Annotated in this window: 23 protein-coding genes, 1 tRNA gene and 1 pseudogene; 17 read left to right on the forward strand and 8 right to left on the reverse strand. The window is 49.1% G+C overall.

The window, feature by feature from the left end; genetic code table 11:
- Positions 1-17: 17 nt before the first annotated feature.
- From yggS to G434_RS13705, 8 genes are all read left to right on the forward strand, one after another.
- On the forward strand, positions 18-722 hold the full coding sequence (yggS, locus tag G434_RS13740) for a pyridoxal phosphate homeostasis protein (RefSeq protein WP_000997795.1): 705 nt from the start codon (positions 18-20) through the stop codon (positions 720-722).
- A gap of 17 nt (positions 723-739) precedes the next feature.
- Positions 740-1,306 carry an osmotic shock tolerance protein YggT gene (gene yggT / locus G434_RS13735; RefSeq protein ID WP_001094831.1) on the forward strand — a complete coding sequence of 189 codons (567 nt, stop codon included), beginning with the start codon at positions 740-742 and terminating at the stop codon, positions 1,304-1,306.
- Positions 1,303-1,593, forward strand: a complete 291-nt coding sequence (gene yggU / locus G434_RS13730; protein ID WP_001277222.1) for a DUF167 family protein YggU — start codon at positions 1,303-1,305, stop codon at positions 1,591-1,593. Before yggT ends, yggU begins: the two co-directional genes overlap by 4 nt.
- A gap of 7 nt (positions 1,594-1,600) precedes the next feature.
- Positions 1,601-2,194 (forward strand): XTP/dITP diphosphatase, encoded by a 594-nt coding sequence (locus G434_RS13725; protein ID WP_001174738.1) that lies wholly within the window; start codon positions 1,601-1,603, stop codon positions 2,192-2,194.
- The gene (gene hemW / locus G434_RS13720; RefSeq protein WP_000239986.1) at positions 2,187-3,323 is read left to right on the forward strand and encodes a radical SAM family heme chaperone HemW; all 1,137 of its coding nucleotides are present in this window, start codon (positions 2,187-2,189) and stop codon (positions 3,321-3,323) included. Before G434_RS13725 ends, hemW begins: the two co-directional genes overlap by 8 nt.
- 312 nt (positions 3,324-3,635) lie before the next feature.
- Positions 3,636-4,622: a TRAP transporter substrate-binding protein gene (locus tag G434_RS13715; RefSeq protein ID WP_001530835.1), complete on the forward strand. Its 987-nt coding sequence runs from the start codon at positions 3,636-3,638 to the stop codon at positions 4,620-4,622.
- A gap of 44 nt (positions 4,623-4,666) precedes the next feature.
- Positions 4,667-5,170: a TRAP transporter small permease gene (locus G434_RS13710; protein WP_000577029.1), complete on the forward strand. Its 504-nt coding sequence runs from the start codon at positions 4,667-4,669 to the stop codon at positions 5,168-5,170.
- Positions 5,170-6,471: a TRAP transporter large permease gene (locus G434_RS13705; RefSeq protein WP_001530837.1), complete on the forward strand. Its 1,302-nt coding sequence runs from the start codon at positions 5,170-5,172 to the stop codon at positions 6,469-6,471. The genes G434_RS13710 and G434_RS13705 overlap by 1 nt, the downstream gene beginning before the upstream one ends.
- A gap of 55 nt (positions 6,472-6,526) precedes the next feature.
- On the opposite strand, the gene G434_RS13700 is transcribed toward G434_RS13705, so the two are convergent.
- From G434_RS13700 to trmB, 5 genes are all read right to left on the reverse strand, one after another.
- Positions 6,527-7,534: a DUF1202 family protein gene (locus tag G434_RS13700; protein ID WP_001521259.1), complete on the reverse strand. Its 1,008-nt coding sequence runs from the start codon at positions 7,532-7,534 to the stop codon at positions 6,527-6,529.
- Positions 7,535-7,650: 116 nt separating this feature from the next.
- Positions 7,651-8,697: an L-asparaginase 2 gene (gene ansB, locus G434_RS13695; protein ID WP_000394132.1), complete on the reverse strand. Its 1,047-nt coding sequence runs from the start codon at positions 8,695-8,697 to the stop codon at positions 7,651-7,653.
- 175 nt (positions 8,698-8,872) lie between these two features.
- Positions 8,873-9,592 (reverse strand): YggN family protein, encoded by a 720-nt coding sequence (locus G434_RS13690; RefSeq protein ID WP_000984791.1) that lies wholly within the window; start codon positions 9,590-9,592, stop codon positions 8,873-8,875.
- Positions 9,593-9,828: 236 nt separating this feature from the next.
- Complete coding sequence (locus tag G434_RS13685; RefSeq protein ID WP_001107566.1) at positions 9,829-10,155, reverse strand: YggL family protein; 327 nt, start codon at positions 10,153-10,155, stop codon at positions 9,829-9,831.
- Positions 10,155-10,874, reverse strand: coding sequence for a tRNA (guanosine(46)-N7)-methyltransferase TrmB (gene trmB, locus G434_RS13680; RefSeq protein ID WP_000786911.1), 720 nt, complete (start codon positions 10,872-10,874; stop codon positions 10,155-10,157). The genes G434_RS13685 and trmB overlap by 1 nt, the downstream gene beginning before the upstream one ends.
- A gap of 160 nt (positions 10,875-11,034) precedes the next feature.
- On the opposite strand from trmB, the gene mutY reads away from it, so the two are divergent.
- The 4 genes from mutY (at position 11,035) to nupG (ending at position 14,992) form a co-directional block, all read left to right on the forward strand.
- Complete coding sequence (gene mutY / locus G434_RS13675; protein WP_001309725.1) at positions 11,035-12,087, forward strand: A/G-specific adenine glycosylase; 1,053 nt, start codon at positions 11,035-11,037, stop codon at positions 12,085-12,087.
- 27 nt (positions 12,088-12,114) lie between these two features.
- Positions 12,115-12,390 (forward strand): oxidative damage protection protein, encoded by a 276-nt coding sequence (locus tag G434_RS13670; RefSeq protein ID WP_000091700.1) that lies wholly within the window; start codon positions 12,115-12,117, stop codon positions 12,388-12,390.
- 64 nt (positions 12,391-12,454) lie between these two features.
- Positions 12,455-13,534: a membrane-bound lytic murein transglycosylase MltC gene (mltC, locus tag G434_RS13665; protein WP_001336290.1), complete on the forward strand. Its 1,080-nt coding sequence runs from the start codon at positions 12,455-12,457 to the stop codon at positions 13,532-13,534.
- Between the two features lie 201 nt (positions 13,535-13,735).
- A complete protein-coding gene (nupG, locus tag G434_RS13660) occupies positions 13,736-14,992 on the forward strand; it encodes a nucleoside permease NupG (protein ID WP_001049791.1) in 1,257 nt (418 codons plus the stop codon).
- 45 nt (positions 14,993-15,037) lie between these two features.
- Here the strand turns inward: nupG and speC are convergent, their stop codons facing one another.
- Together speC and G434_RS30475 are read right to left on the reverse strand one after the other, a co-directional pair.
- Positions 15,038-17,173 carry an ornithine decarboxylase gene (gene speC, locus G434_RS13655; RefSeq protein WP_000839808.1) on the reverse strand — a complete coding sequence of 712 codons (2,136 nt, stop codon included), beginning with the start codon at positions 17,171-17,173 and terminating at the stop codon, positions 15,038-15,040.
- A 162-nt stretch (positions 17,174-17,335) separates the two neighbouring features.
- Positions 17,336-17,419 (reverse strand): hypothetical protein, encoded by an 84-nt coding sequence (locus G434_RS30475; RefSeq protein WP_212734243.1) that lies wholly within the window; start codon positions 17,417-17,419, stop codon positions 17,336-17,338.
- A 152-nt stretch (positions 17,420-17,571) separates the two neighbouring features.
- Here G434_RS30475 and G434_RS13650 point away from each other — a divergent pair, with 152 nt between their 5' ends.
- The 5 genes from G434_RS13650 to G434_RS30965 all read left to right on the forward strand — a co-directional run bounded on the left by G434_RS13650 (position 17,572) and on the right by G434_RS30965 (position 21,586).
- A complete protein-coding gene (locus tag G434_RS13650; RefSeq protein WP_001530841.1) occupies positions 17,572-18,270 on the forward strand; it encodes a DUF554 domain-containing protein in 699 nt (232 codons plus the stop codon).
- 105 nt (positions 18,271-18,375) lie between these two features.
- Positions 18,376-18,451 (forward strand) — tRNA-Phe (locus tag G434_RS13645).
- A gap of 197 nt (positions 18,452-18,648) precedes the next feature.
- Positions 18,649-19,914 carry a tyrosine-type recombinase/integrase gene (locus G434_RS13640; protein ID WP_001530842.1) on the forward strand — a complete coding sequence of 422 codons (1,266 nt, stop codon included), beginning with the start codon at positions 18,649-18,651 and terminating at the stop codon, positions 19,912-19,914.
- A 255-nt stretch (positions 19,915-20,169) separates the two neighbouring features.
- The gene (locus G434_RS13635) at positions 20,170-21,213 is read left to right on the forward strand and encodes a tetratricopeptide repeat protein (RefSeq protein WP_000147018.1); all 1,044 of its coding nucleotides are present in this window, start codon (positions 20,170-20,172) and stop codon (positions 21,211-21,213) included.
- 142 nt (positions 21,214-21,355) lie between these two features.
- Positions 21,356-21,586, forward strand: a complete 231-nt coding sequence (locus G434_RS30965) for a hypothetical protein (RefSeq protein WP_001333708.1) — start codon at positions 21,356-21,358, stop codon at positions 21,584-21,586.
- Here the strand turns inward: G434_RS30965 and G434_RS13630 are convergent.
- A pseudogene (locus G434_RS13630) lies at positions 21,573-22,553 on the reverse strand (phosphoethanolamine transferase); the annotation flags it as partial. The gene G434_RS30965 and the pseudogene G434_RS13630 overlap by 14 nt on opposite strands.
- Positions 22,554-22,589 lie beyond the last annotated feature (36 nt).

Here is a 22,589-nt window from a genome sequence, read left to right on the forward strand (position 1 = left end):
ACTAAGATCCTCGGAAAATGAACGATATTGCGCATAACCTGGCACAGGTCCGGGACAAAATCTCAGCGGCTGCAACGCGTTGCGGCCGTTCTCCAGAAGAAATTACGCTGCTTGCAGTCAGTAAAACAAAACCTGCGAGCGCCATCGCAGAAGCCATTGATGCCGGGCAGCGTCAATTTGGTGAAAACTACGTTCAGGAAGGGGTAGATAAAATTCGCCACTTTCAGGAACTGGGCGTAACAGGATTAGAATGGCATTTTATTGGCCCGTTGCAGTCTAATAAAAGCCGCCTGGTGGCAGAACATTTCGACTGGTGTCATACCATCGACCGTTTGCGCATTGCTACCCGCCTCAACGATCAGCGCCCGGCAGAACTTCCCCCTCTTAACGTACTGATTCAAATTAATATTAGTGATGAAAACAGTAAGTCCGGGATTCAACTGGCAGAACTGGACGAGCTGGCAGCTGCGGTCGCTGAACTACCGCGTTTACGTCTGCGCGGGCTGATGGCAATCCCTGCGCCTGAGTCAGAATATGTAAGGCAGTTTGAAGTTGCACGCCAAATGGCTGTAGCATTTGCCGGACTGAAAACGCGCTACCCGCATATCGACACGCTCTCTCTGGGAATGTCGGACGATATGGAAGCCGCTATTGCGGCAGGTAGCACGATGGTTCGTATCGGCACTGCAATTTTTGGTGCGCGTGATTACTCTAAAAAATAAGGAATTAAAGGAACGCCATGAATACGTTGACTTTCCTGCTTTCAACGGTCATTGAGCTGTATACCATGGTGCTGTTATTACGCATCTGGATGCAGTGGGCTCATTGTGATTTTTACAACCCCTTCTCACAGTTTGTAGTGAAGGTAACGCAGCCAATTATCGGGCCACTGCGCCGCGTTATTCCGGCAATGGGTCCCATTGATAGCGCCTCGCTGCTGGTTGCGTACATTCTCAGTTTTATCAAAGCCATCGTGCTGTTTAAAGTGGTGACCTTCCTGCCAATCATCTGGATTGCCGGTTTACTGATTCTGCTGAAAACCATCGGCCTGCTGATTTTCTGGGTCCTGCTCGTGATGGCGATTATGAGCTGGGTAAGCCAGGGTCGTAGCCCGATTGAATACGTGCTGATTCAGCTGGCCGATCCGCTGCTGCGCCCGATTCGCCGCCTGCTACCGGCAATGGGTGGGATTGATTTCTCGCCGATGATCCTCGTTCTGCTGCTGTATGTCATCAATATGGGTGTCGCAGAAGTCTTGCAGGCGACCGGAAATATGCTGCTGCCGGGGCTGTGGATGGCGTTATGAGTGCCGTAACAGTTAATGATGACGGTCTGGTTTTACGGCTCTATATTCAGCCGAAAGCCAGCCGTGATTCTATTGTCGGTTTACATGGCGACGAGGTAAAAGTCGCCATTACCGCGCCGCCGGTTGACGGCCAGGCCAACAGCCATCTGGTGAAGTTTCTCGGTAAGCAATTCCGGGTTGCCAAAAGTCAGGTGGTGATTGAAAAAGGCGAACTTGGCCGCCACAAACAAATTAAAATCATTAATCCGCAACAAATCCCGCCAGAAATCGCGGCGTTAATTAATTAGGTATCCTATGCAAAAAGTTGTCCTCGCAACCGGCAATGCCGGTAAAGTGCGTGAGCTGGCGTCGCTGCTTAGCGACTTCGGTCTTGATATCGTGGCCCAAACAGACCTCGGCGTAGATTCCGCTGAAGAAACCGGCCTGACCTTTATTGAAAACGCGATTCTGAAAGCGCGCCATGCGGCAAAAGTGACCGGTTTACCGGCAATTGCCGACGACTCCGGTCTGGCGGTAGATGCGCTGGGTGGCGCGCCGGGTATTTACTCCGCGCGTTATTCCGGTGAAGACGCGACCGATCAAAAGAATCTGCAAAAACTGCTGGAAACGATGAAAGACGTACCGGACGACCAACGTCAGGCGCGTTTCCACTGCGTGCTGGTATATCTGCGTCACGCGGAAGATCCCACTCCGCTGGTATGCCACGGTAGCTGGCCAGGCGTGATTACTCGTGAACCAGCGGGCACTGGTGGCTTTGGTTATGATCCAATCTTCTTCGTACCTTCCGAAGGGAAAACCGCTGCCGAACTGACCCGCGAAGAAAAGAGCGCCATTTCCCACCGTGGTCAGGCATTGAAACTGCTGCTGGACGCTTTACGTAATGGTTAAATTACCGCCGCTGAGTCTCTACATTCACATCCCGTGGTGCGTGCAGAAATGCCCGTACTGCGATTTCAACTCTCACGCGTTGAAAGGAGAAGTGCCGCACGACGATTATGTTCAGCATCTGCTTAGCGATCTGGACAACGATGTGGCTTACGCTCAGGGCCGTGAAGTAAAGACAATCTTTATTGGCGGTGGTACGCCGAGCCTGCTTTCCGGCCCGGCGATGCAAACGCTGCTGGACGGCGTGCGTGCGCGTTTGCCGCTGGCAGCGGATGCAGAAATTACGATGGAAGCGAACCCTGGTACGGTAGAAGCAGATCGCTTTGTCGATTATCAGCGTGCTGGTGTGAACCGCATCTCTATTGGTGTGCAGAGTTTTAGCGAAGAAAAGCTGAAACGACTTGGGCGCATTCATGGCCCGCAAGAAGCGAAACGAGCTGCGAAGCTGGCGAGCGGTTTAGGGTTACGTAGCTTTAACCTTGATTTGATGCATGGGCTGCCGGATCAATCACTGGAAGAGGCGCTAGGCGATCTGCGCCAGGCTATTGAACTGAATCCGCCGCATCTTTCCTGGTATCAACTGACCATCGAACCTAATACGCTGTTTGGCTCTCGCCCGCCGGTGCTGCCGGACGACGATGCGTTGTGGGATATATTCGAACAGGGGCATCAGTTATTAACCGCAGCGGGCTATCAGCAGTATGAAACATCCGCTTACGCCAAACCAGGTTATCAGTGCCAGCACAATCTCAACTACTGGCGTTTTGGCGACTACATCGGTATTGGCTGCGGCGCGCACGGCAAAGTGACCTTCCCGGATGGGCGCATTCTGCGTACCACCAAAACGCGTCATCCGCGTGGTTTTATGCAGGGAAGATATCTGGAAAGCCAGCGTGATGTCGAAGCCGCAGATAAGCCGTTTGAGTTCTTTATGAATCGCTTCCGTCTGCTGGAAGCCGCGCCGCGCGTGGAGTTTAGCCAGTATACTGGCCTTTCTGAAGAAGTTATTCGCTCTCAGTTAGACGAGGCCATCGCTCAGGGTTATCTCACAGAATGTGCGGATTACTGGCAGATAACGGAACATGGTAAATTATTCTTAAACTCACTTCTTGAATTATTCCTCGCTGAGTAATCATTAATGCGCCTGCGGGCGCATTAATCACTTCTTTTACCCCCCGTTAATTAACTTCGGCAAAAATATATTTCTTACTGAATAAATATCGACGATATTTATTATATATATTTAGTGAATATTTACTCATCATTTATTGATTATAAACATGTACAACCTGGCGCACAAAATTAATATTTAATTTCTGACTTTATTTCAAGTTGTGATAAACATAGACAAGTTGTCAGACAGGTTAACCAATTTGTCGCACAAAGCACTGATAAGCACAATTAGATATCAACCAATTTCCATTCTTCAACAGGGAGTTTTTTTATGAAAATGAGGTCATTTACCCGCTCATTAGTCTGCGCATCCTTGCTGGCTCTGGTTAGCACTGGCGTAAACGCCGCAGAAAAAGTGACGTTAAAGTTAGCACACAACCTGGAAAGAAGTCATGTTGTACATCAGAGTTTTGAAGAGCTGGCGAAAGAAGTAAAACAGCTGTCAAAAGGTAATATGGTGATCCGTATTTACCCCAGCAGCCAGATGGGTAATGCGCGAGAAACTATGGAGTTGTTGCAAAATGGTGCACTGGATATGACCAAAGGTTCCGCCAGTGATCTGGAGTCTTTTGATAATATTTATGCTATCTATAATTTGCCGTTCTTATTTAAAGATCAGGCGCACTTCAACAAAGTGGTTTTTGGTGAAGTTGGTAAAGAAATTATGGATTCAACAAAAGATAAAGGCTTTTTTGCTTTATCAGCTTATGTAGCGGGTACACGCAGTTTCTATGCGAAAAAACCGATTACTAAGCCAGAAGATCTTAAAGGGCTGAAAATTCGTGTTCAGCCAAGCCCGACCACCATCAAAATGATTGAACTGATGGGTGGCTCACCCACTCCAATTTCATTTGGCGAAGTTTATACTGCGATGCAGCAAGGTGTAGTAGATGGCGCAGAAAATAACGTGCCTTCCTGGGTGCAGACTCGACATATCGAAATTGCCAAAGTCTTTTCTGAAGATGAACATGCCTCAATTCCTGACTTTTTGGTTATCTCCACCAAAACATGGAATAAATTAACCCCAGAACAGCAACAAATCCTCGAAACAGCGGCGAAGAAATCCGAAGCTTATCCACAAAAATTGTGGGAAAAAATTGACGCTGACACACGTGCTCAGGCGAAAGCTATGGGTGGTGAAATCGTTAAGGTTGATAAAGCCCCATTCCGTGCCGCAGTTCAACCTCTGTTTGACGACTTCAAAAAAGATCCAAAACAAGCTGCTTTGTTAGAGAAATTCGACAACGCTGCTCAATAATATTTCGGGCCAGTCTCTGGCCCTGATTTTCCAGGATGCTTACAATGATATTTAACCGCCTGAAACTTGCGGTAGACCGCGTCATTGCCGCGTTTTCTGTCGCCGTAATGCTTGCTCTGGTTGTATGCGTAGTCTGGCAAGTATTTAGCCGCTACATACTTAACCAGCCAAGTACATTAACCGATGAGCTGGCACGCTTTTTGATGATCTGGGTAGGATTATTAGGTGCTGCATATACCGTCGGCGCGCAGAGACATCTCTCTATCGATTTATTTGCTCTCGCCCTGAATAAGCGCAAGCAATTACTTCTTAGTATAGTCATTAACATTCTCATTTTAGGTTTTGCCGGTTCGGTCATTGTGACTGGTGGCCTGAAATTAATTGATAAAACGCTGGCAACATCACAAGTATCTGCCGCGATGCAAATACCGATGGGATACGTATATATCATTCTGCCATTAAGTGGAGTGGTGATGATGTTTTATGCCTTGTGTTTTATTAATCAAAGCATTCAACAACTGAAACAACCTGCGCAGGAGGCCAGTTAATGGATAGTTATATCGCGCTTACACTATTTGGCTGTTTTTTTGTGCTGGTCTTTATTGGTGTGCCCATTTCGTTCTCAATCGGTATTGCCACTGTAGCTTCAATGCTGTTGATGTTTCCCTGGGATATCGCGGCAATCACTGTTTCGCAACGACTGGCTAATGGACTGGATAACTTTGCCCTGTTGGCAATCCCCTTTTTCATCTTTGCCGGAACGCTGATGAACAGCGGCGGTATTGCGATACGTTTGATTAACCTCGCCCAGGTAATGGTTGGCCGCGTTCCTGGTTCGCTTGGTCATGTGAACGTCCTGGCGAATATGATGTTTGGTTCCATTTCTGGTTCAGCCGTTGCGGCAGCTGCTGCCGTTGGTGGCACACTGAATCCCATTCAGACCAAAGAAGGTTATGATCCGGCATTTTCTACCGCTGTAAACGTCTCATCTTGTATTACTGGATTACTGATACCGCCCTCAAACGTGTTAATTGTGTTTTCCCTGACAGCTGGCGGCGTTTCTGTAGCATCGCTATTTATGGCGGGATATTTGCCAGGGATCTTAATGGGTCTTGCGGTAATGATAGTCTGCGGCATTATTGCTAAACGCCGTGGCTACCCACTTTCAGAAAGAGCAACCTTTGCTCAGGCCTGTAAAGCGTTTCTGGATGCCTTACCAAGTTTGCTTCTGGTGTTCATTGTAATGGGCGGCATTCTGGGCGGCATTTTTACCGCAACTGAAGCGTCAGCAATTGCCGTTGTCTACACATTTATTCTCTCGGTGCTGATTTACCGGGAAGTAAAATGGCGCGATTTACCCAAACTGATTCTGGAATCGGTTGTTACCACTTCGATTGTATTACTGTTGATCGGTTTTTCCGTGGGCATGTCCTGGGCAATGACCAATGCTGATATTCCTTATATGATCAGCGACGCGTTGATGGGGATTTCTGATAACCCACTGATCATATTGCTGCTGATTAATATCGTCTTATTAATTGTCGGCATCTTTATGGACATGACACCGGCTGTACTAATCTTCACACCAATCTTCTTGCCGATTGCACAAGAGCTGGGAATGGATCCGGTACATTTCGGTATTATGATGGTGGCTAACCTTTGTATTGGGCTGTTAACACCGCCGGTGGGTAGTGCGCTATTTGTTGGTTGTTCTATTTCAGGTGTGAAGATTCAACATTTGATCAAACCATTGCTGCCATTTTATGCCGTATTGTTAATCGCGTTGATGATGATCACTTACATCCCGCAAATATCCTTGTTCATTCCACAGCTACTAGGGCTAATGTAAAAAATAATTTGCCGGATAACTTTTTATATTATCCGGCAAAGGTACTTAACATGAGTTACTTAATCACTCCATTGCGCCGCAGTTGTTCGGTATCTTTTTTCCAGCGTTCATTAGCCTGGTTGATATCATCAATTTTCATCAAAATAGCGACTTTTTTACTGTTTATTTCTGAAACTTTCATCGTTAACGGATATTGCCCTTTTTCGAGCGTTATCCAGTCATCCTGCAATTTACGGCTAAGTTTTTGTGATTGCAGAAAAGTCTGTCGCCGTTGTTCGTTGATATCGAAATCTCGCTTCTGCTGAATCGGCACTTCATAACACTCTGCACTCTGTTTATGACATGCCGCAATCGCCGGTTGATAAACCTCTTTGTCATATTTAACCGCGAAAGCCTCGCTATCGTTCTGTTTATTAAACTCATCACGCTGTTGGTGAATTTTTTTAAAGGCGTCTTCGCGGGTCATTTGCTTACCGTTTGCATCTTTTCCCCAATATGCATCCGCTGCTTTCTGCGCCGCCACCATTTGCTTATCAAGCGCTTTCACTTCCTTTTCCAGCGCAGGAATCGAGTTCTTCTGGTTATTCAACGCAGACTCAAGCTGACTAAAGCGATAATTGAAATCTTCGCTATTCACGATCAGATATTTATTATTCGTTTTGATATCGTCGACCACCCGCCCACGATCGCTGGCTGCCGCCTGAAAAGAGTAAAAGTTCACCGACCAGCCAGACGCGGGCGTTCCTTTACTGGTTAACATCGCCGAGAATTTTACCGGTTTATCTTTCGTCCAGGTCTGTTCGAGCAGTTCGTAATCTGCCAACTGACCGACCCAGGTATAGAGATCGTCACTGGAAGAGACATCGCCTTCCGCTGACCAGGTGGCCTGATTACCCTTAGCATCAAGATTTTTTAAGCTGATAGCATCAAGCTTGAGAATGCCGTGATACTGCTTTTTGAATTGATCTTTTAAGATATTTTCAGTTGGCGGTTCGCCATCTGCCCAGACATTACCAGTCATCAACATAAGCAGCGCCGTGCCAACAATCCATTGCTTTTTCACCCGAAAACCCTCTCGCGGAATAATTTATTCCAGTGATTATCATCAGGGTAATGAAAATTGGCAATGGACGTAAGTCTGAAGTGAAAAAGCCCCGGCACGTTACCGGGGCGAGGTGATTAGTACTGATTGAAGATCTGCTGGATCTGCTGCGGATCTTTGGTTTGCGTCAGAGCAAGCTGCAGCAGAACGCGCGCTTTTTGCGGGTTCAGCGTGCCAGAGGCGACGAAGCCGTATTTCGCATCATCCACTTCAGCATCCTGAGTGGTAGCGCCCGTCGGTACGCGGGAAGAACGCACGACTGCAGTGCCGTTTTTCGCGGCGGTCGCCAGAGTGTCAAATACGGTTTTATACAGGTTGCCGTTACCCACACCAGCGCTAACAATGCCATCATAGCCCGCATCTACCAGTGCTTTAGCCGGAAGATCGGATGCGTTAGCGTAGTTATAAACGATGCCGACTTTCGGCAGCTCATTCAGCTTAGAGACATCGAATGGCGTATCGCTGGTGTGCTTACGTGCCGGGGTACGTTGGTAGTCAATCTTACCGTTGTGAATGTATCCCAGAGGACCGTAGTTAACAGACTTGAAGGTCGCTACGTCGGTGGTGTTGGTTTTGGTGACATCGCGACCGTCCAGTACGGTGTCGTTCATCACCACCAGCACGCCACGATTAGCGGAGGCTTTATCAGCTGCGGTCACTACCGCGTTATACAGGTTGAATGGACCGTCTGCGCTCATGGACGTGGACGGGCGCATTGCGCCGACCATCACCACCGGTTTGTCGCATTTCACCGTCAGGTCGAGGAAGTAAGCGGTTTCTTCCATCGTGTCGGTACCGTGAGTAATGACGAAGCCGTCGGTTTTATCGCAGTCGGTGTTAATTTTTTTCGCCAGTGTCAGCCAGACATTATCGTTCATGTCCTGGGAGCCGATATTCACTACCTGCTCGCCTTTTACGTTCGCAATGTCCTTCAGTTGCGGCACCGCATTAACCAGATTTTCTACGCCAACTTTACCCGCTGTGTAGTTAGATTTGGTTGCGGAGTCACCACCACCGGCAATGGTCCCGCCGGTTGCTAAAATGGTGATATTGGGTAATGCCAATGCTGCACCACTAAAACCCATAACCAGTGCGGCAAGTGCCGTCTTTTTGAAAAACTCCATTTCATTCCTCCAGTTACGTGAACGCTACGCATTATCCCTTAGCTTTGTATGGGAAATTTGACGTTAAACAATTTACAACGTGAATATATTTTGGAGATCTACAAAGTTAGAGGCAGGTAACAAAACGAAGAATTAAACGGCATAAAAAAGTATTATGCCGTCTTAAAATAGAGGATTATTTTAAATTCCCGACCAGGGCTTTGCGGCTATCTTCCAGAGTCACAACGCGGCTACAAACATCTTTGCCAAACTGCTGGAAATCTTTTTCCTGCTTTTTCCATTCGGTTTGGATTGAGGATTGCAGACCGCCCAGGCTTCCCAGCACATTCTGTAATGGGTTACCGCCGCTTTTCAGCACCGCTTTCGCGCCCATTTCATTAATGCTGTCCTGTAAAATTCCGCCCATTGCCTGATTCACTAATTGCTGGCCTTCGGCGCGAACCTGATCAATGGCTTTATAGTGAAACGTCAGGCCATCGCTGCGCGTTTCGATAATGCGGTTCATCTGCTCTTTCAGCTGCGCATCAAGTTTGGTCAGACGGCTGCGCATTTTGCTGCTTTCGCCCATCTCCTGAACGATAATTTTATCCAGCGCAATACGGGCTTTCTCGACGCGGCTTTTCGCGCCTTCATCAATCCACGGCAGCGTGTTACGTAGTTCAGCCTGATAATCCTTCGCCTGCTCGCGCTGGGCGGCATTCAGGGAATATTGCTTACCGTTATACATCACGTTGCCGTCTGGCGTGATCACCAGATTGCCGTTTTCGCCCTTCACCTGCACGGTTTGCGGGCTGACAATCACATCGTCACGCGGCGTGACGCTGCACTGGTAGTCGGCGTGAGCGGTCATTGCCGTCACTGAAAGTGCTGCCGCCAGCAGCATTTTGCGCATCATAGTCTTCCCTCAAGAACAAATCAGGCCAGCATTTGCTGGCCCCAGATTGATAACAAACTGGCTTAAAAGTCAAAAGGGGCACGGTTTTCCCCCTCGCCCTTTTAGGGAGAGGGTCGGGGTGAGGGTAAATAATCGCGCCAGTGCTGGTCTGTTCCCCTCACCCTAACCCTCTCCCCGGAGGGGCGAGGGGACTATCCGAGCGCTTTTTTTAACTTTGTCATCGCCCGTATGTTTTCTTAGTCCCACCAAACGTCGAAAAGTTCGCTGGTGCGTACCTCGCCCAGTTTGCGCTCTTCCAGCCACTTACGCACAATCGCCTGATGTTCTTCGGTGCATTTGCCGATTTCCTGCATGCAGATCAGACCTTCCCAGGCCAGATAACCGCTGCCGTCAAAGGCCAGTTTGTTCGGTTCGATAACCTCGTTAATAAAGTCATCAACGGTTTTATCAATCTGTTCTTCCGATGTACCTTCCGGGAATCGCCATGCCACCGAAAATCCTAATTCCTGGAATTCGTCGATGTGCATTTTTTTACGCAGACGACGGCTACGGTTCTTTGCCATTATTTCACCCTCTCGAACATTAAGTCCCATACTCCGTGACCAAGACGATGACCACGTTGTTCAAATTTCGTCACCGGACGTGATGCCGGACGCGGTACGTAATCATTGCTCTCTGACAGGTTTTTATAACCGTCAATAGAAGACATCACTTCAAGCATATGTTCCGCATAAGGTTCCCAGTCGGTCGCCATATGGAATACGCCCCCCAGTTGCAGTTTGCTTTTTACCAGTTCGGCAAACGGCACCTGAACGATACGGCGTTTATTATGGCGCGCTTTGTGCCACGGGTCAGGGAAAAAGAGCTGCACCATGCGCAATGAATTGTCAGGAATCATTTTATGCAGCACTTCAACCGCATCGTGACACATCACGCGCAGGTTGCTTAAGCCCTCTTCATGCGCAGAAGCCAGGCACGCACCAACGCCCGGTGAATGCACTTCAATGCCGAGGAAGTCCTGCTCGGGGCGATCTTTAGCCATTGCCACCAGCGACGCCCCCATGCCGAAACCAATCTCAAGCGTCACCGGCGCTTCACGGCCAAAAAGCGCAGGGAAATCCAGCATATCTTCGCTGAACTCAACGCCCATCACCGGCCAGTAGTTTTCCAGCGCATGTTCCTGGCCTTTGGTCAGTCGCCCCTGGCGGCGCACAAAACTACGGATACGGCGCAGTGGGCGGCCGTTTTCATCAAATTCCGGTGAGATGACGTCGTTTTTCATAAAGATTTAGTCGCTTGTGAAAGTGTTCTGAAAACGGGCATTATCCAAAGTTAGTTGCCGGATGCAAGCATGATAAGGCCGTGGCTGCGGAAAGTTCCGGTTTACACCCTGCCGTCGCTGTGCTGCAATCTTGCCCCCAACAACAGTGAATTCGGTGACCATGCAAGCGTCGCAATTTTCAGCCCAGGTTCTGGACTGGTACGATAAATACGGGCGGAAAACGCTGCCCTGGCAAATTGACAAGACGCCCTACAAAGTATGGCTCTCAGAAGTGATGTTGCAACAAACTCAGGTTGCGACCGTTATCCCCTATTTTGAACGCTTTATGGCGCGCTTCCCAACGGTGACCGATCTCGCCAATGCGCCGCTCGACGAAGTTCTCCACTTGTGGACCGGGCTTGGCTATTACGCCCGCGCGCGCAATCTGCATAAAGCGGCACAGCAAGTGGCGACCTTACACGGCGGTAAATTCCCGGAAACCTTTGAGGAAGTTGCAGCACTGCCGGGCGTCGGGCGTTCCACCGCAGGCGCGATTCTCTCGCTTTCTCTGGGTAAGCACTTTCCGATTCTCGACGGTAACGTCAAACGCGTGCTGGCGCGCTGCTATGCTGTAAGCGGCTGGCCTGGGAAAAAAGAGGTCGAGAATAAACTGTGGAGTTTGAGCGAGCAGGTGACGCCCGCGGTTGGCGTGGAACGGTTTAATCAGGCGATGATGGATTTGGGCGCGATGATTTGTACGCGCTCTAAGCCGAAATGTTCGCTCTGTCCGCTACAAAACGGATGTATTGCCGCCGCCAACAATAGCTGGTCGCTTTATCCGGGCAAAAAACCGAAACAGACGCTGCCAGAGCGCACCGGCTACTTTTTGCTGTTACAGCACGAAGATGAAGTATTGCTGGCGCAGCGTCCGCCGAGCGGATTGTGGGGCGGTTTATACTGTTTCCCGCAGTTTGCCGATGAAGAAAGTTTGCGGCAGTGGCTGGCGCAACGACAGATTTCTGCCGATAACCTGACGCAGCTGACCGCGTTTCGGCATACCTTCAGCCATTTCCACTTAGATATTGTGCCTATGTGGCTTCCCGTGTCGTCATTCACCGGCTGCATGGATGAAGGCAATGCGCTCTGGTATAACTTAGCGCAACCGCCGTCAGTTGGCCTGGCGGCTCCCGTGGAGCGTTTGTTACAGCAGTTACGCACTGGCGCGCCGGTTTAGCGCGTGAGTCGATAAAGAGGATGATTTATGAGCAGAACGATTTTTTGTACTTTCCTGCAACGTGAAGCAGAAGGTCAGGATTTTCAGCTGTACCCCGGCGAGCTGGGAAAACGCATCTATAACGAGATCTCCAAAGAAGCCTGGGCGCAGTGGCAGCACAAACAAACCATGCTGATTAATGAAAAGAAACTCAACATGATGAATGCCGAGCACCGCAAGCTGCTGGAGCAGGAGATGGTCAACTTCCTGTTCGAGGGTAAAGAGGTGCATATCGAGGGCTATACGCCGGAAGATAAAAAATAAAAACAGTGCCGGAGGTCGCCTCCGGCAACTTGCATAAAAACAAACACAACACGCACCCGGAATGATGAAAAAATATCTCGTGCTGGCTTTGATTGCGCCGTTGCTCATCTCCTGTTCGACGACCAAAAAAGGCGATACCTATAACGAAGCCTGGGTCAAAGACACCAACGGTTTTGATATTCTGATGGGGCAATTTGCCCACAATATTGAGAACATCTGGGGATTCAAAGAGGTGGTGATCGCCGGTCCTAAGGACTACGTGAAATACACCGATCAATATCAGACCCGCAGCCACATCAACTTCGATGACGGTACGATCACTATCGAAACCATCGCCGGGACAGAACCTGCCGCGCATCTGCGTCGGGCAATTATTAAAACGTTGCTGATGGGTGACGATCCGGGTTCGGTCGATCTCTATTCCGATGTTGATGATATTACGATTTCGAAAGAACCTTTCCTTTACGGTCAGGTGGTGGACAACACCGGGCAGCCGATTCGCTGGGAAGGTCGCGCAAGCAACTTCGCGGATTATCTGCTGAAAAACCGTCTGAAGAGCCGCAGCAACGGGCTGCGTATCATCTACAGCGTCACCATTAACATGGTGCCGAACCACCTTGATAAACGTGCGCACAAATATCTCGGCATGGTCCGCCAGGCGTCACGGAAATATGGCGTTGATGAGTCGCTGATTCTGGCAATTATGCAGACTGAATCTTCCTTTAACCCGTATGCGGTCAGCCGTTCCGATGCGCTGGGATTAATGCAGGTGGTACAACATACTGCCGGGAAAGATGTGTTCCGCTCGCAGGGGAAATCCGGCACGCCGAGCCGCAGTTTCTTGTTTGATCCTGCCAGCAATATTGATACCGGCACCGCGTATCTGGCGATGCTGAACAATGTTTATCTCGGCGGAATTGATAACCCAACATCGCGGCGTTATGCCGTCATCACAGCCTATAACGGCGGCGCAGGCAGCGTGCTGCGAGTCTTTTCGAATGATAAGATTCAGGCTGCCAATATTATTAACACCATGACGCCGGGCGATGTTTATCAGACGCTGACGACCCGCCATCCTTCTGCGGAATCTCGCCGTTATCTTTATAAAGTGAATACCGCGCAAAAATCCTACCGCCGCCGATAATTCCACTAACCGCCCCTGACGATGCTCAGGGGCAAAAATGTTATCCACATCACAATTTCGTTTTGCAAATTGGGAATGTTTGCAATTATTTGCCACAGGTAACAAAAAACCAGTCCGGGAAGTTGATAGAATCCCATCATCTCGCACGGTCAAATGTGCTTTTTCAAACACTCATCCGCATCACGATGTGAGGAAATTAACATGAATCTTAAGCTGCAGCTGAAAATCCTCTCTTTTCTGCAGTTCTGTCTGTGGGGAAGTTGGCTGACGACCCTCGGCTCCTATATGTTTGTTACCCTGAAGTTTGACGGTGCTTCTATTGGCGCAGTTTATAGTTCACTGGGTATCGCCGCGGTCTTTATGCCTGCGCTGCTGGGGATTGTGGCCGACAAATGGTTAAGTGCGAAATGGGTATATGCCATTTGCCACACCATTGGCGCTATCACGCTGTTCATGGCGGCACAGGTCACGACGCCGGAAGCGATGTTCCTTGTGATATTGATTAACTCGTTTGCTTATATGCCAACGCTTGGGTTAATCAACACCATCTCTTACTATCGCCTGCAAAATGCCGGGATGGATATCGTTACTGACTTCCCGCCAATCCGTATCTGGGGCACCATCGGCTTTATCATGGCAATGTGGGTGGTGAGCCTGTCTGGCTTCGAATTAAGCCACATGCAGCTGTATATTGGCGCAGCACTTTCCGCCATTCTGGTTCTGTTTACCCTGACTCTGCCGCATATTCCGGTTGCTAAACAGCAAGCGAATCAGAGCTGGACAACCCTGCTGGGCCTCGATGCATTCGCGCTGTTTAAAAACAAGCGTATGGCAATCTTCTTCATCTTCTCAATGCTGCTTGGCGCGGAACTGCAGATTACCAACATGTTCGGTAACACCTTCCTGCACAGCTTCGACAAAGATCCGATGTTTGCCAGCAGCTTCATCGTGCAGCATGCGTCAATCATCATGTCAATTTCGCAGATCTCTGAAACCCTGTTCATTCTGACCATCCCGTTCTTCTTAAGCCGCTACGGTATTAAGAACGTAATGATGATCAGTATTGTGGCGTGGATCCTGCGTTTTGCGCTGTTTGCTTACGGCGACCCGACTCCGTTCGGTACCGTGCTGCTGGTACTGTCGATGATCGTTTACGGTTGCGCATTCGACTTCTTCAACATCTCTGGTTCGGTGTTTGTCGAAAAAGAAGTTAGCCCGGCAATTCGCGCCAGTGCGCAGGGGATGTTCCTGATGATGACTAACGGCTTCGGCTGTATCCTTGGCGGCATCGTGAGCGGTAAAGTTGTTGAGATGTACACCCAAAACGGCATTACCGACTGGCAGACCGTATGGTTGATTTTCGCTGGTTACTCCGTGGTTCTGGCCTTCGCGTTCATGGCGATGTTCAAATATAAACACGTTCGTGTCCCGACAGGTACACAGACGGTGAGCCACTAATTACGCAAAGAAAAACGGGTCGCCAGAAGGTGACCCGTTTTTTTCTTACTTCAACACATAACCGTACAATCGTTTCATGCCATCTGCATCGGTTTCGCTATAGACACCTTGCAGCTCCGGCGAAAATCCCGGCAACAAATTCACCCCTTCTTCCAGCGCAAGGAAATAACGTTGAACCGCCCCACCCCAGACTTCTCCGGGTACCACGCAAAGCACGCCAGGTGGATAAGGCAACGCCCCTTCTGCCGCAATTCGCCCTTCGGCATCACGAATCCGCACCAACTCCACTTCACCGCGAATATAAGCGCTATGCGCATCCTGGGGATTCATCACCACTGACGGGAAACTCTGCTGGCGGAACATCGCTTTTTGTAGGTCTTTGACGTCGAAACTGACATAAAGATCGTGCATCTCCTGACACAACTGACGCAGGGTGTAGTCGCGATAGCGCACCGGATATTTGTTATAAACGCTCGGCAACACCTCAGCCAGCAGCGAGTCATCCTCAATATGCTGTTCAAACTGCGCCAGCATCGCCACCAGTTGTGCCAGCTTCTCGTGGCTTTCCGCCGGAGTTAATAAGAACAGAATGGAGTTGAGATCGCACTTCTCCGGCACAATGCCGTTCTCACGCAGATAGTGCGCCAGAATCGTCGCCGGAACGCCAAAGTCGCTATATTCGCCAGTTTCGGCATTGATACCTGGTGTAGTGAGTAACAGCTTGCACGGATCAACAAAATACTGATCCACGGCATATCCTTCAAAGCCGTGCCACTTCGCCCCCGGCTCAAAACTGAAAAAACGGCGGTCGCTGGCTAACACTGACGTCGGATAATCCTGCCACAATTTGCCATCAACAACGGGCGGGATAAACGGGCGGAACAGCTTACAGTGCGCAAGAATAGCCTTGCGCGCTTCAATCCCTATCTCAACACACTCAGCCCACAGCCGACGCCCACTCTCTCCTTCATGAATTTTGGCGTTAACGTCCAGCGCGGCAAACAGCGGATAGAACGGGCTGGTAGAAGCATGGAGCATAAAGGCATTATTCAACCGCTTATGCGGGCAAAAACGCGCCTGTCCGCGGATATGGTTATCTTTTTTATGGATCTGCGACGTCTGTGAGAATCCCGCCTGCTGTTTGTGCACTGACTGGGTCACAAAGATCCCCGGATCGTTTTCGTTAAGTTCTAACAGCAGCGGCGAGCTATCCGCCATCATCGGGATAAACTGTTCGTAACCGACCCACGCGGAATCAAACAGAATGTAATCACACAGATGCCCAACGGTATCGATCACCTGGCGGGCGTTATAGACAGTGCCGTCATAGGTTCCCAGTTGAATAATCGCCAGGCGAAACGGGCGCGGCAACTCAGCTTTTTCTGGCGCAACGTCGCGAATTTGCTGGCGCAGATACTCTTCATTAAAACAGTGCGCATCAATACCGCCAATTAAACCAAACGGGTTACGTGAAGCTTCCAGATAGACCGGCGTCGCCCCCGCCTGAATCAGCGCGCCGTGATGATTCGACTTATGGTTGTTACGGTCAAAGAGCACCAGATCGCCACGCGTTAACAGCGCATTCGTCACCACTTTATTCGCTGCCGATGTGCCGTTCAGTACAAAATAGGTTTTATCGGCATGAAAGACTTTGGCTGCGAATTTCTGCGCATCCTTCGCCGATCCTTCATGAATTAGCAGATCGCCCAATTTTACGTCAGCGTTACACATATCGGTGCGAAAGACGTTCTCACCAAAGAAATCGTAAAAATGGCGTCCGGCAGGATGCTTTTTAAAGAACGCACCATGTTGATGCCCAGGGCAAGCAAAAGTGCTATTACCCATCTCAACGTACTGCGTCAGCGTGTCATAAAACGGTGGCAGCAAATTCTCTTCATACTGACAGGCTGCGGATTCCAGCTCCAGCCACTGCTGCTCGTTGCCGTTGATTACCGCCGTAACGCCCGCAGGTAATTCAACAACATGTTCGGAATACAAAAACACCGGTAGATGAAAACCGGTGCGCTTAAGCAACGCAAGAATGCCACTGCGACTATCCGCAGCGGTAATGACGACTGCCGCGACGTCCGTAAAATCAGTATCTCCCAACGCCACCACGCGGCGATGAGTAGAAAGTCGGGATACCAGTTCACTACTGGCGGCAATATTCATTGATTTCATAAGCGCAAAACCCGTTTAGGGGAAGTAAGAATACCGGACAAGGTGGAAAACCCTGCCCCATGAGATATGGGTCAAACTGGTCACCAGCTCCGACCACCAGACATCAGTAAAAGCAGAAACGCTCTGATTTTACTGTTGTCCTGCAGTGAGCGTGCGTTAACTTCACCGCATGAGCAGTAGCATAAAAAGAGAAGAGTTTCGCGCGAAACGGCGATAAGCGAGAGAATGTAAGGAGGTGGCGTGCATCGGGCAAACTCCGTACAGAGAGGAGAAAATTCGCGCAATCATGGCACCTTTCGCTAAAGCGTGCAAGCCAGGACTTTGCGAACAAACAAGCCATCGACGGCGCCAAAAGTTCATAATAAGAAAATCAAACAATACAGCTAACAGGAACTCTTGTGGTCATCGGCCCTTTTATCAACGCAAGTGCAGTCTTACTGGGTGGCGTTTTCGGCGCACTCCTTAGCCAACGCTTACCGGAACGTATCCGCGTCTCCATGACATCAATTTTTGGTCTGGCATCGCTGGGGATTGGTATTTTACTGGTGGTGAAATGCGCCAACCTTCCGGCGATGGTTTTAGCAACCTTACTCGGAGCTTTAATCGGCGAAATTTGTCTGCTGGAAAAAGGCGTCAATACAGCGGTCGCCAAAGCACAAAATCTGTTTCGTCACTCACGTAAGAAGCCAGCGCATGAATCTTTTATTCAGAATTATGTCGCGATTATTGTCCTGTTTTGCGCCAGCGGCACCGGGATCTTCGGGGCGATGAACGAAGGGATGACCGGCGATCCGAGTATTTTAATCGCCAAGTCATTTCTCGATTTCTTTACGGCGATGATCTTCGCCTGCTCGCTGGGTATTGCGGTGTCGGTAATTAGTATCCCATTACTGATCATCCAGTTAACGCTGGCGTGGGCTGCCGCGCTGATATTACCGCTGACCACACCGTCGATGATGGCAGACTTCAGCGCCGTAGGCGGTTTATTGCTGATGGCAACCGGATTACGCATCTGTGGCATTAAAATGTTCCCGGTGGTCAACATGCTTCCAGCACTCCTTCTGGCAATGCCGCTTTCCGCCGCCTGGTTTGCCTGACAATGCGTGCAATAGCGGCAAAGTGATGATAGATTGTGCAGTCTGCACTAAATTGAAGAAATTTGATTGACGAGACGAGGCGAATCAGGTTTAATGCGCCCCGTTGCCCGGATAGCTCAGTCGGTAGAGCAGGGGATTGAAAATCCCCGTGTCCTTGGTTCGATTCCGAGTCCGGGCACCAAATTCATATCAACGGACCTCCACGGAGGTCCGTTTTTCGTTTCAGAACGCCACAATTTAAGCGTTCTGCCTCCAAATCAATTCTACCGAACTCAACCAGATTCCCCCCACATCAACCCCATTGTGTGGGTATAATTGCGGGTATACCCCAGTTCGACAGAATTTGTACCCTCTTTAACGCATTCAGAAGGCTGAACTATGGCACTGACTGACGCAAAAATCCGGGCTGCAAAGCCCACTGACAAGGCTTATAAACTCACTGACGGGGCTGGCATGTTCCTGCTGGTACATCCTAATGGTTCCCGTTACTGGCGTCTCCATTATCGTATTCTGGGTAAGGAGAAAACCCTGGCACTTGGTGTGTATCAGGAAGTTTCTCTCTCCGAAGCTCGTACAAAACGGGATGAGGCCCGAAAACTGATTTCGGAGGGGGTTGACCCTTGCGAACAGAAAAGAGCTAAAAAAGTAGTCCCTGATTTACAGCTCTCTTTTGAACATATTGCACGACGCTGGCATGCCAGTAATAAACAATGGGCACAATCACACAGCGATAAAGTACTCAAAAGCCTCGAGACTCACGTTTTCCCCTTTATCGGCAACCGGGATATCACAACACTCAGTACCCCGGATCTGCTTATCCCTGTTCGTGCTGCAGAAGTTAAACAAATTTATGAAATCGCCAGTCGTCTGCAGCAAAGAATATCTGCTGTAATGCGTTATGCCGTACAGTCTGGCATCATCAGATATAACCCGGCTCTGGATATGGCTGGTGCATTGACCACGGTAAAACGCCAGCATCGCCCTGCTCTGGATCTTTCACGCCTGCCTGAACTTCTGTCGCGTATTGACGGTTATAAAGGCCAGCCTGTCACCCGACTGGCAGTTATGCTGAATTTACTGGTTTTTATTCGTTCCAGTGAACTCAGATATGCCCGCTGGTCTGAAATTGATATTGACAATGCCATGTGGACTATTCCAGCCGAACTCGAACCTCTGCCAGGCGTAAAATTTTCATACCGGGGCTCCAAGATGCGAACACCACATCTTGTGCCACTCAGCCAACAGGCTGTAGCCATACTGGCAGAACTTCAGACATGGGCAGGTGAAAATGGTCTGATCTTTACGGGAGCACACGACCCACGTAAACCAATCAGTGAAAATACCGTAAATAAGGCCCTCAGAGTGATGGGGTATGACACAACCAAGGAAGTCTGTGGCCATGGATTCCGGGCGATGGCGTGCAGTGCATTGATTGAATCCGGCTTATGGTCAAGAGATGCGGTTGAACGTCAGATGAGTCATCAGGAGCGCAACGGAGTACGTGCCGCGTATATTCATAAAGCAGAACATCTGGAAGAACGTCGGCTTATGCTGCAATGGTGGGCAGATTTTCTGGATGCAAACAGGGAGGAGTGTATCAGTCCGTTTGAATATGCAAAAGTTAACAATCCACTGAAAAGGTGACTGAACGCCATTTACACACATGCTCTTCCTCTTAAGGGGAAGAGCACCCGCCTCAATCAATTTCTTTTTTATGCCGGCGGAACCATCAGCCAGGCTGAGGTTCTCATTCAATAACTCAACGTCTTACCACAGAACAGAATTCACTGTATTATCATGGGCAACGTTAATCCCGGACAATAAAAGGACACCGATGCCAGGCATCACAATTTTTATAGCCTGCAGGTTATGGTCCATCCTTTTTTACAGGTTCAGAATATGACTGGCAAATTACGCTTTGAAGTGAACGATAACCAGGGCTGTTTCATATTTCCGGAAACCTGGTTTGGCTCGTTGCTGGATGAGTTTGAAGAACTGATTGATGCATACGATGCGGATGAAATCAGCGAAACAAGTTACATCAACAAACTCAGGCGCCTTGCCCGACAGGAGAATGACTTTATTGATGTACACGCTCACTTGGCATACGTATTTCTGGAGCAGAATGCCCCGCGTAAGGCGCTGAATGCTGCCCTTAAAGGGCTGGCAATTGGCAATCGTCTTATCCCTGAAGGTTTCAGTGGCAGAATCATCTGGATACATCCTGACAACCGACCTTTTCTTCGTGCCCTCTATGCGGCAATCCTGGCAAATGCACATTTACAGCGTCATCAGGATGCCATCATGCTCATTGAAAAAATACTGGATTACAATCCCGAAGATAATCATGGTGCACGCTGGCTACTGGGACCGGAACTGTTACGCACTGGCGCTCATGAACAGGCACGCCATATACTGCAGGAACATGCAGATGAATTTTCACCTTACTGGTATGAACTCGGCCTTCTGCATTTTCTTAATGGGGAACTGGTAAAAGCTGCAACTGCATTTCGTCGCGGCTTTGCGGCAAATACTTACATCGCAGAAATACTGTGCGGAAATCTGCATCCATTTCCACTTGCTGTATGGCATAACTTTTCAGGCGGTCCGGATACTGCCGAAGATTATTATGCCACATACCACCCGTTATGGGGGCAATATCCGGAAGCATTGCTGTTTGTAAACTGGCTCTATAATCATTCCTCTGTGCTGCATGAACGGGCAGAAATCATTAAATGCGCCGAAATGCTGATGCAGGAAGATGATTTCGAAATATGCGAAAGTATTTTAAGACAGCAGGAGAAGTTGCGTGAAAGAATTGATGAGACGCTTTCTGAGAAAATTGTACAGAAATGCAGAAATATGAATGGTGAATATGTCTGGCCCTGGATATTGCCGTTTTCAGCGGCAGGCATGAAACATACTGGCATACAGTATCAGTAGATATTGCATTAGTGTATCCTGCACACAAGTAATAATTTATCCACCAATAATAACACTGTTAATGCCCCCTTCCCCTGGTTGTCAGCCAGGGGTTATCTTCTGAATATTTCTTTTGAAAAGGATAACACAGTAAATTATTTTTATGAATTATCCCATGGACTCATTAACACCCTTTCATGATGCTTTATTGTCAAACACGTTATGGCTGACATCAAAAAAAACCGGATTTCCTCTGCCAGCGGGTAATCACCTTCCCGGTGTTTTCGGTTGGTCTGGTTACTCCTGTCTGGTTATTAGCAAGATAATTGCTATAAACAGTGGAAAACTCATCGTACATAATCTGGTGATGAACATTACGCTTATTTTCCCTTGACCGGAAGAATCAGAGGCTGTGGTTTCAGACTGTCTGCCAGTACATTCCTCTCTCCGTTAAAAACCATAACGGGTTCATTATCTTCGTCTGTCAGCAGATTGAATGGCGGTATATTTTCAGTACGAATGCCGGTCAGCCACTGAAAAATACCTGTGAAATGACGGGCACTGATTTTTCTGCTGAGGGACTGATGAGAGGTTATATCACTGGCGGTAATAATCAGGGGCACGCTGTAGCCTCCCTGCACATGACCATCATGATGAACAGGATTAGCACTGTCGCTGACCGACAGCCCATGGTCAGAAAAGTAAAGCATGGCGAAATGACGTGAGTGTCGGCGAAGGATACCATCAAGCTGACCAAGAAAGTTATCCAGTTTACTGATGCTGGCAAGATAACAGGCAATTTTTCGGGAATACTGCTCCAGGTAATTATTCTGCCAGGAGTGAAGCCGATCACACGGGTTCGGATGAGACCCCATCATGTGCAGGAAAATCACCTTCGGAGTGGATGTATCTGCCAGCGCACGTTCTGTTTCCTGTAACAACAACATGTCATCCGTTTTACGGGAAGCAAAGCTGCCTTTCTTGAGGAAAACAGTATGGTCCGCATCAGAAGCAATAACAGAGATGCGTGTGTCATGCTCTCCCAGTTTTCCCTGATTGGATATCCACCATGTGCTGTATCCTGCTTTTGCTGCCAGCGCCACCACGTTGTTGCCGGAATCAGGGTTCTGCTCATAGTCATAAATCAGTGTCCGGCTCAGGGAAGGCACGGTGCTGGCTGCTGCCGATGTATAACCGTCAATAAATAAACCGGGAGCCGTATTCAGCCATGGTGTGGTTGGCTCGGGATAACCATATACCGACATATAATCCCTGCGGACACTCTCACCAGTAACAATAACAATCGTGTCATATAATGGTGCTCCCGGCAGGATTTTCCAGTTGTCAGCCCCGTGCTGATTCGTAAGCGTCGTCTCAGCACCGTCTGGCAGATCCTG

Source organism: Escherichia sp. KTE172 (assembly GCF_000408845.1).
Lineage (GTDB): Bacteria > Pseudomonadota > Gammaproteobacteria > Enterobacterales > Enterobacteriaceae > Escherichia > Escherichia coli.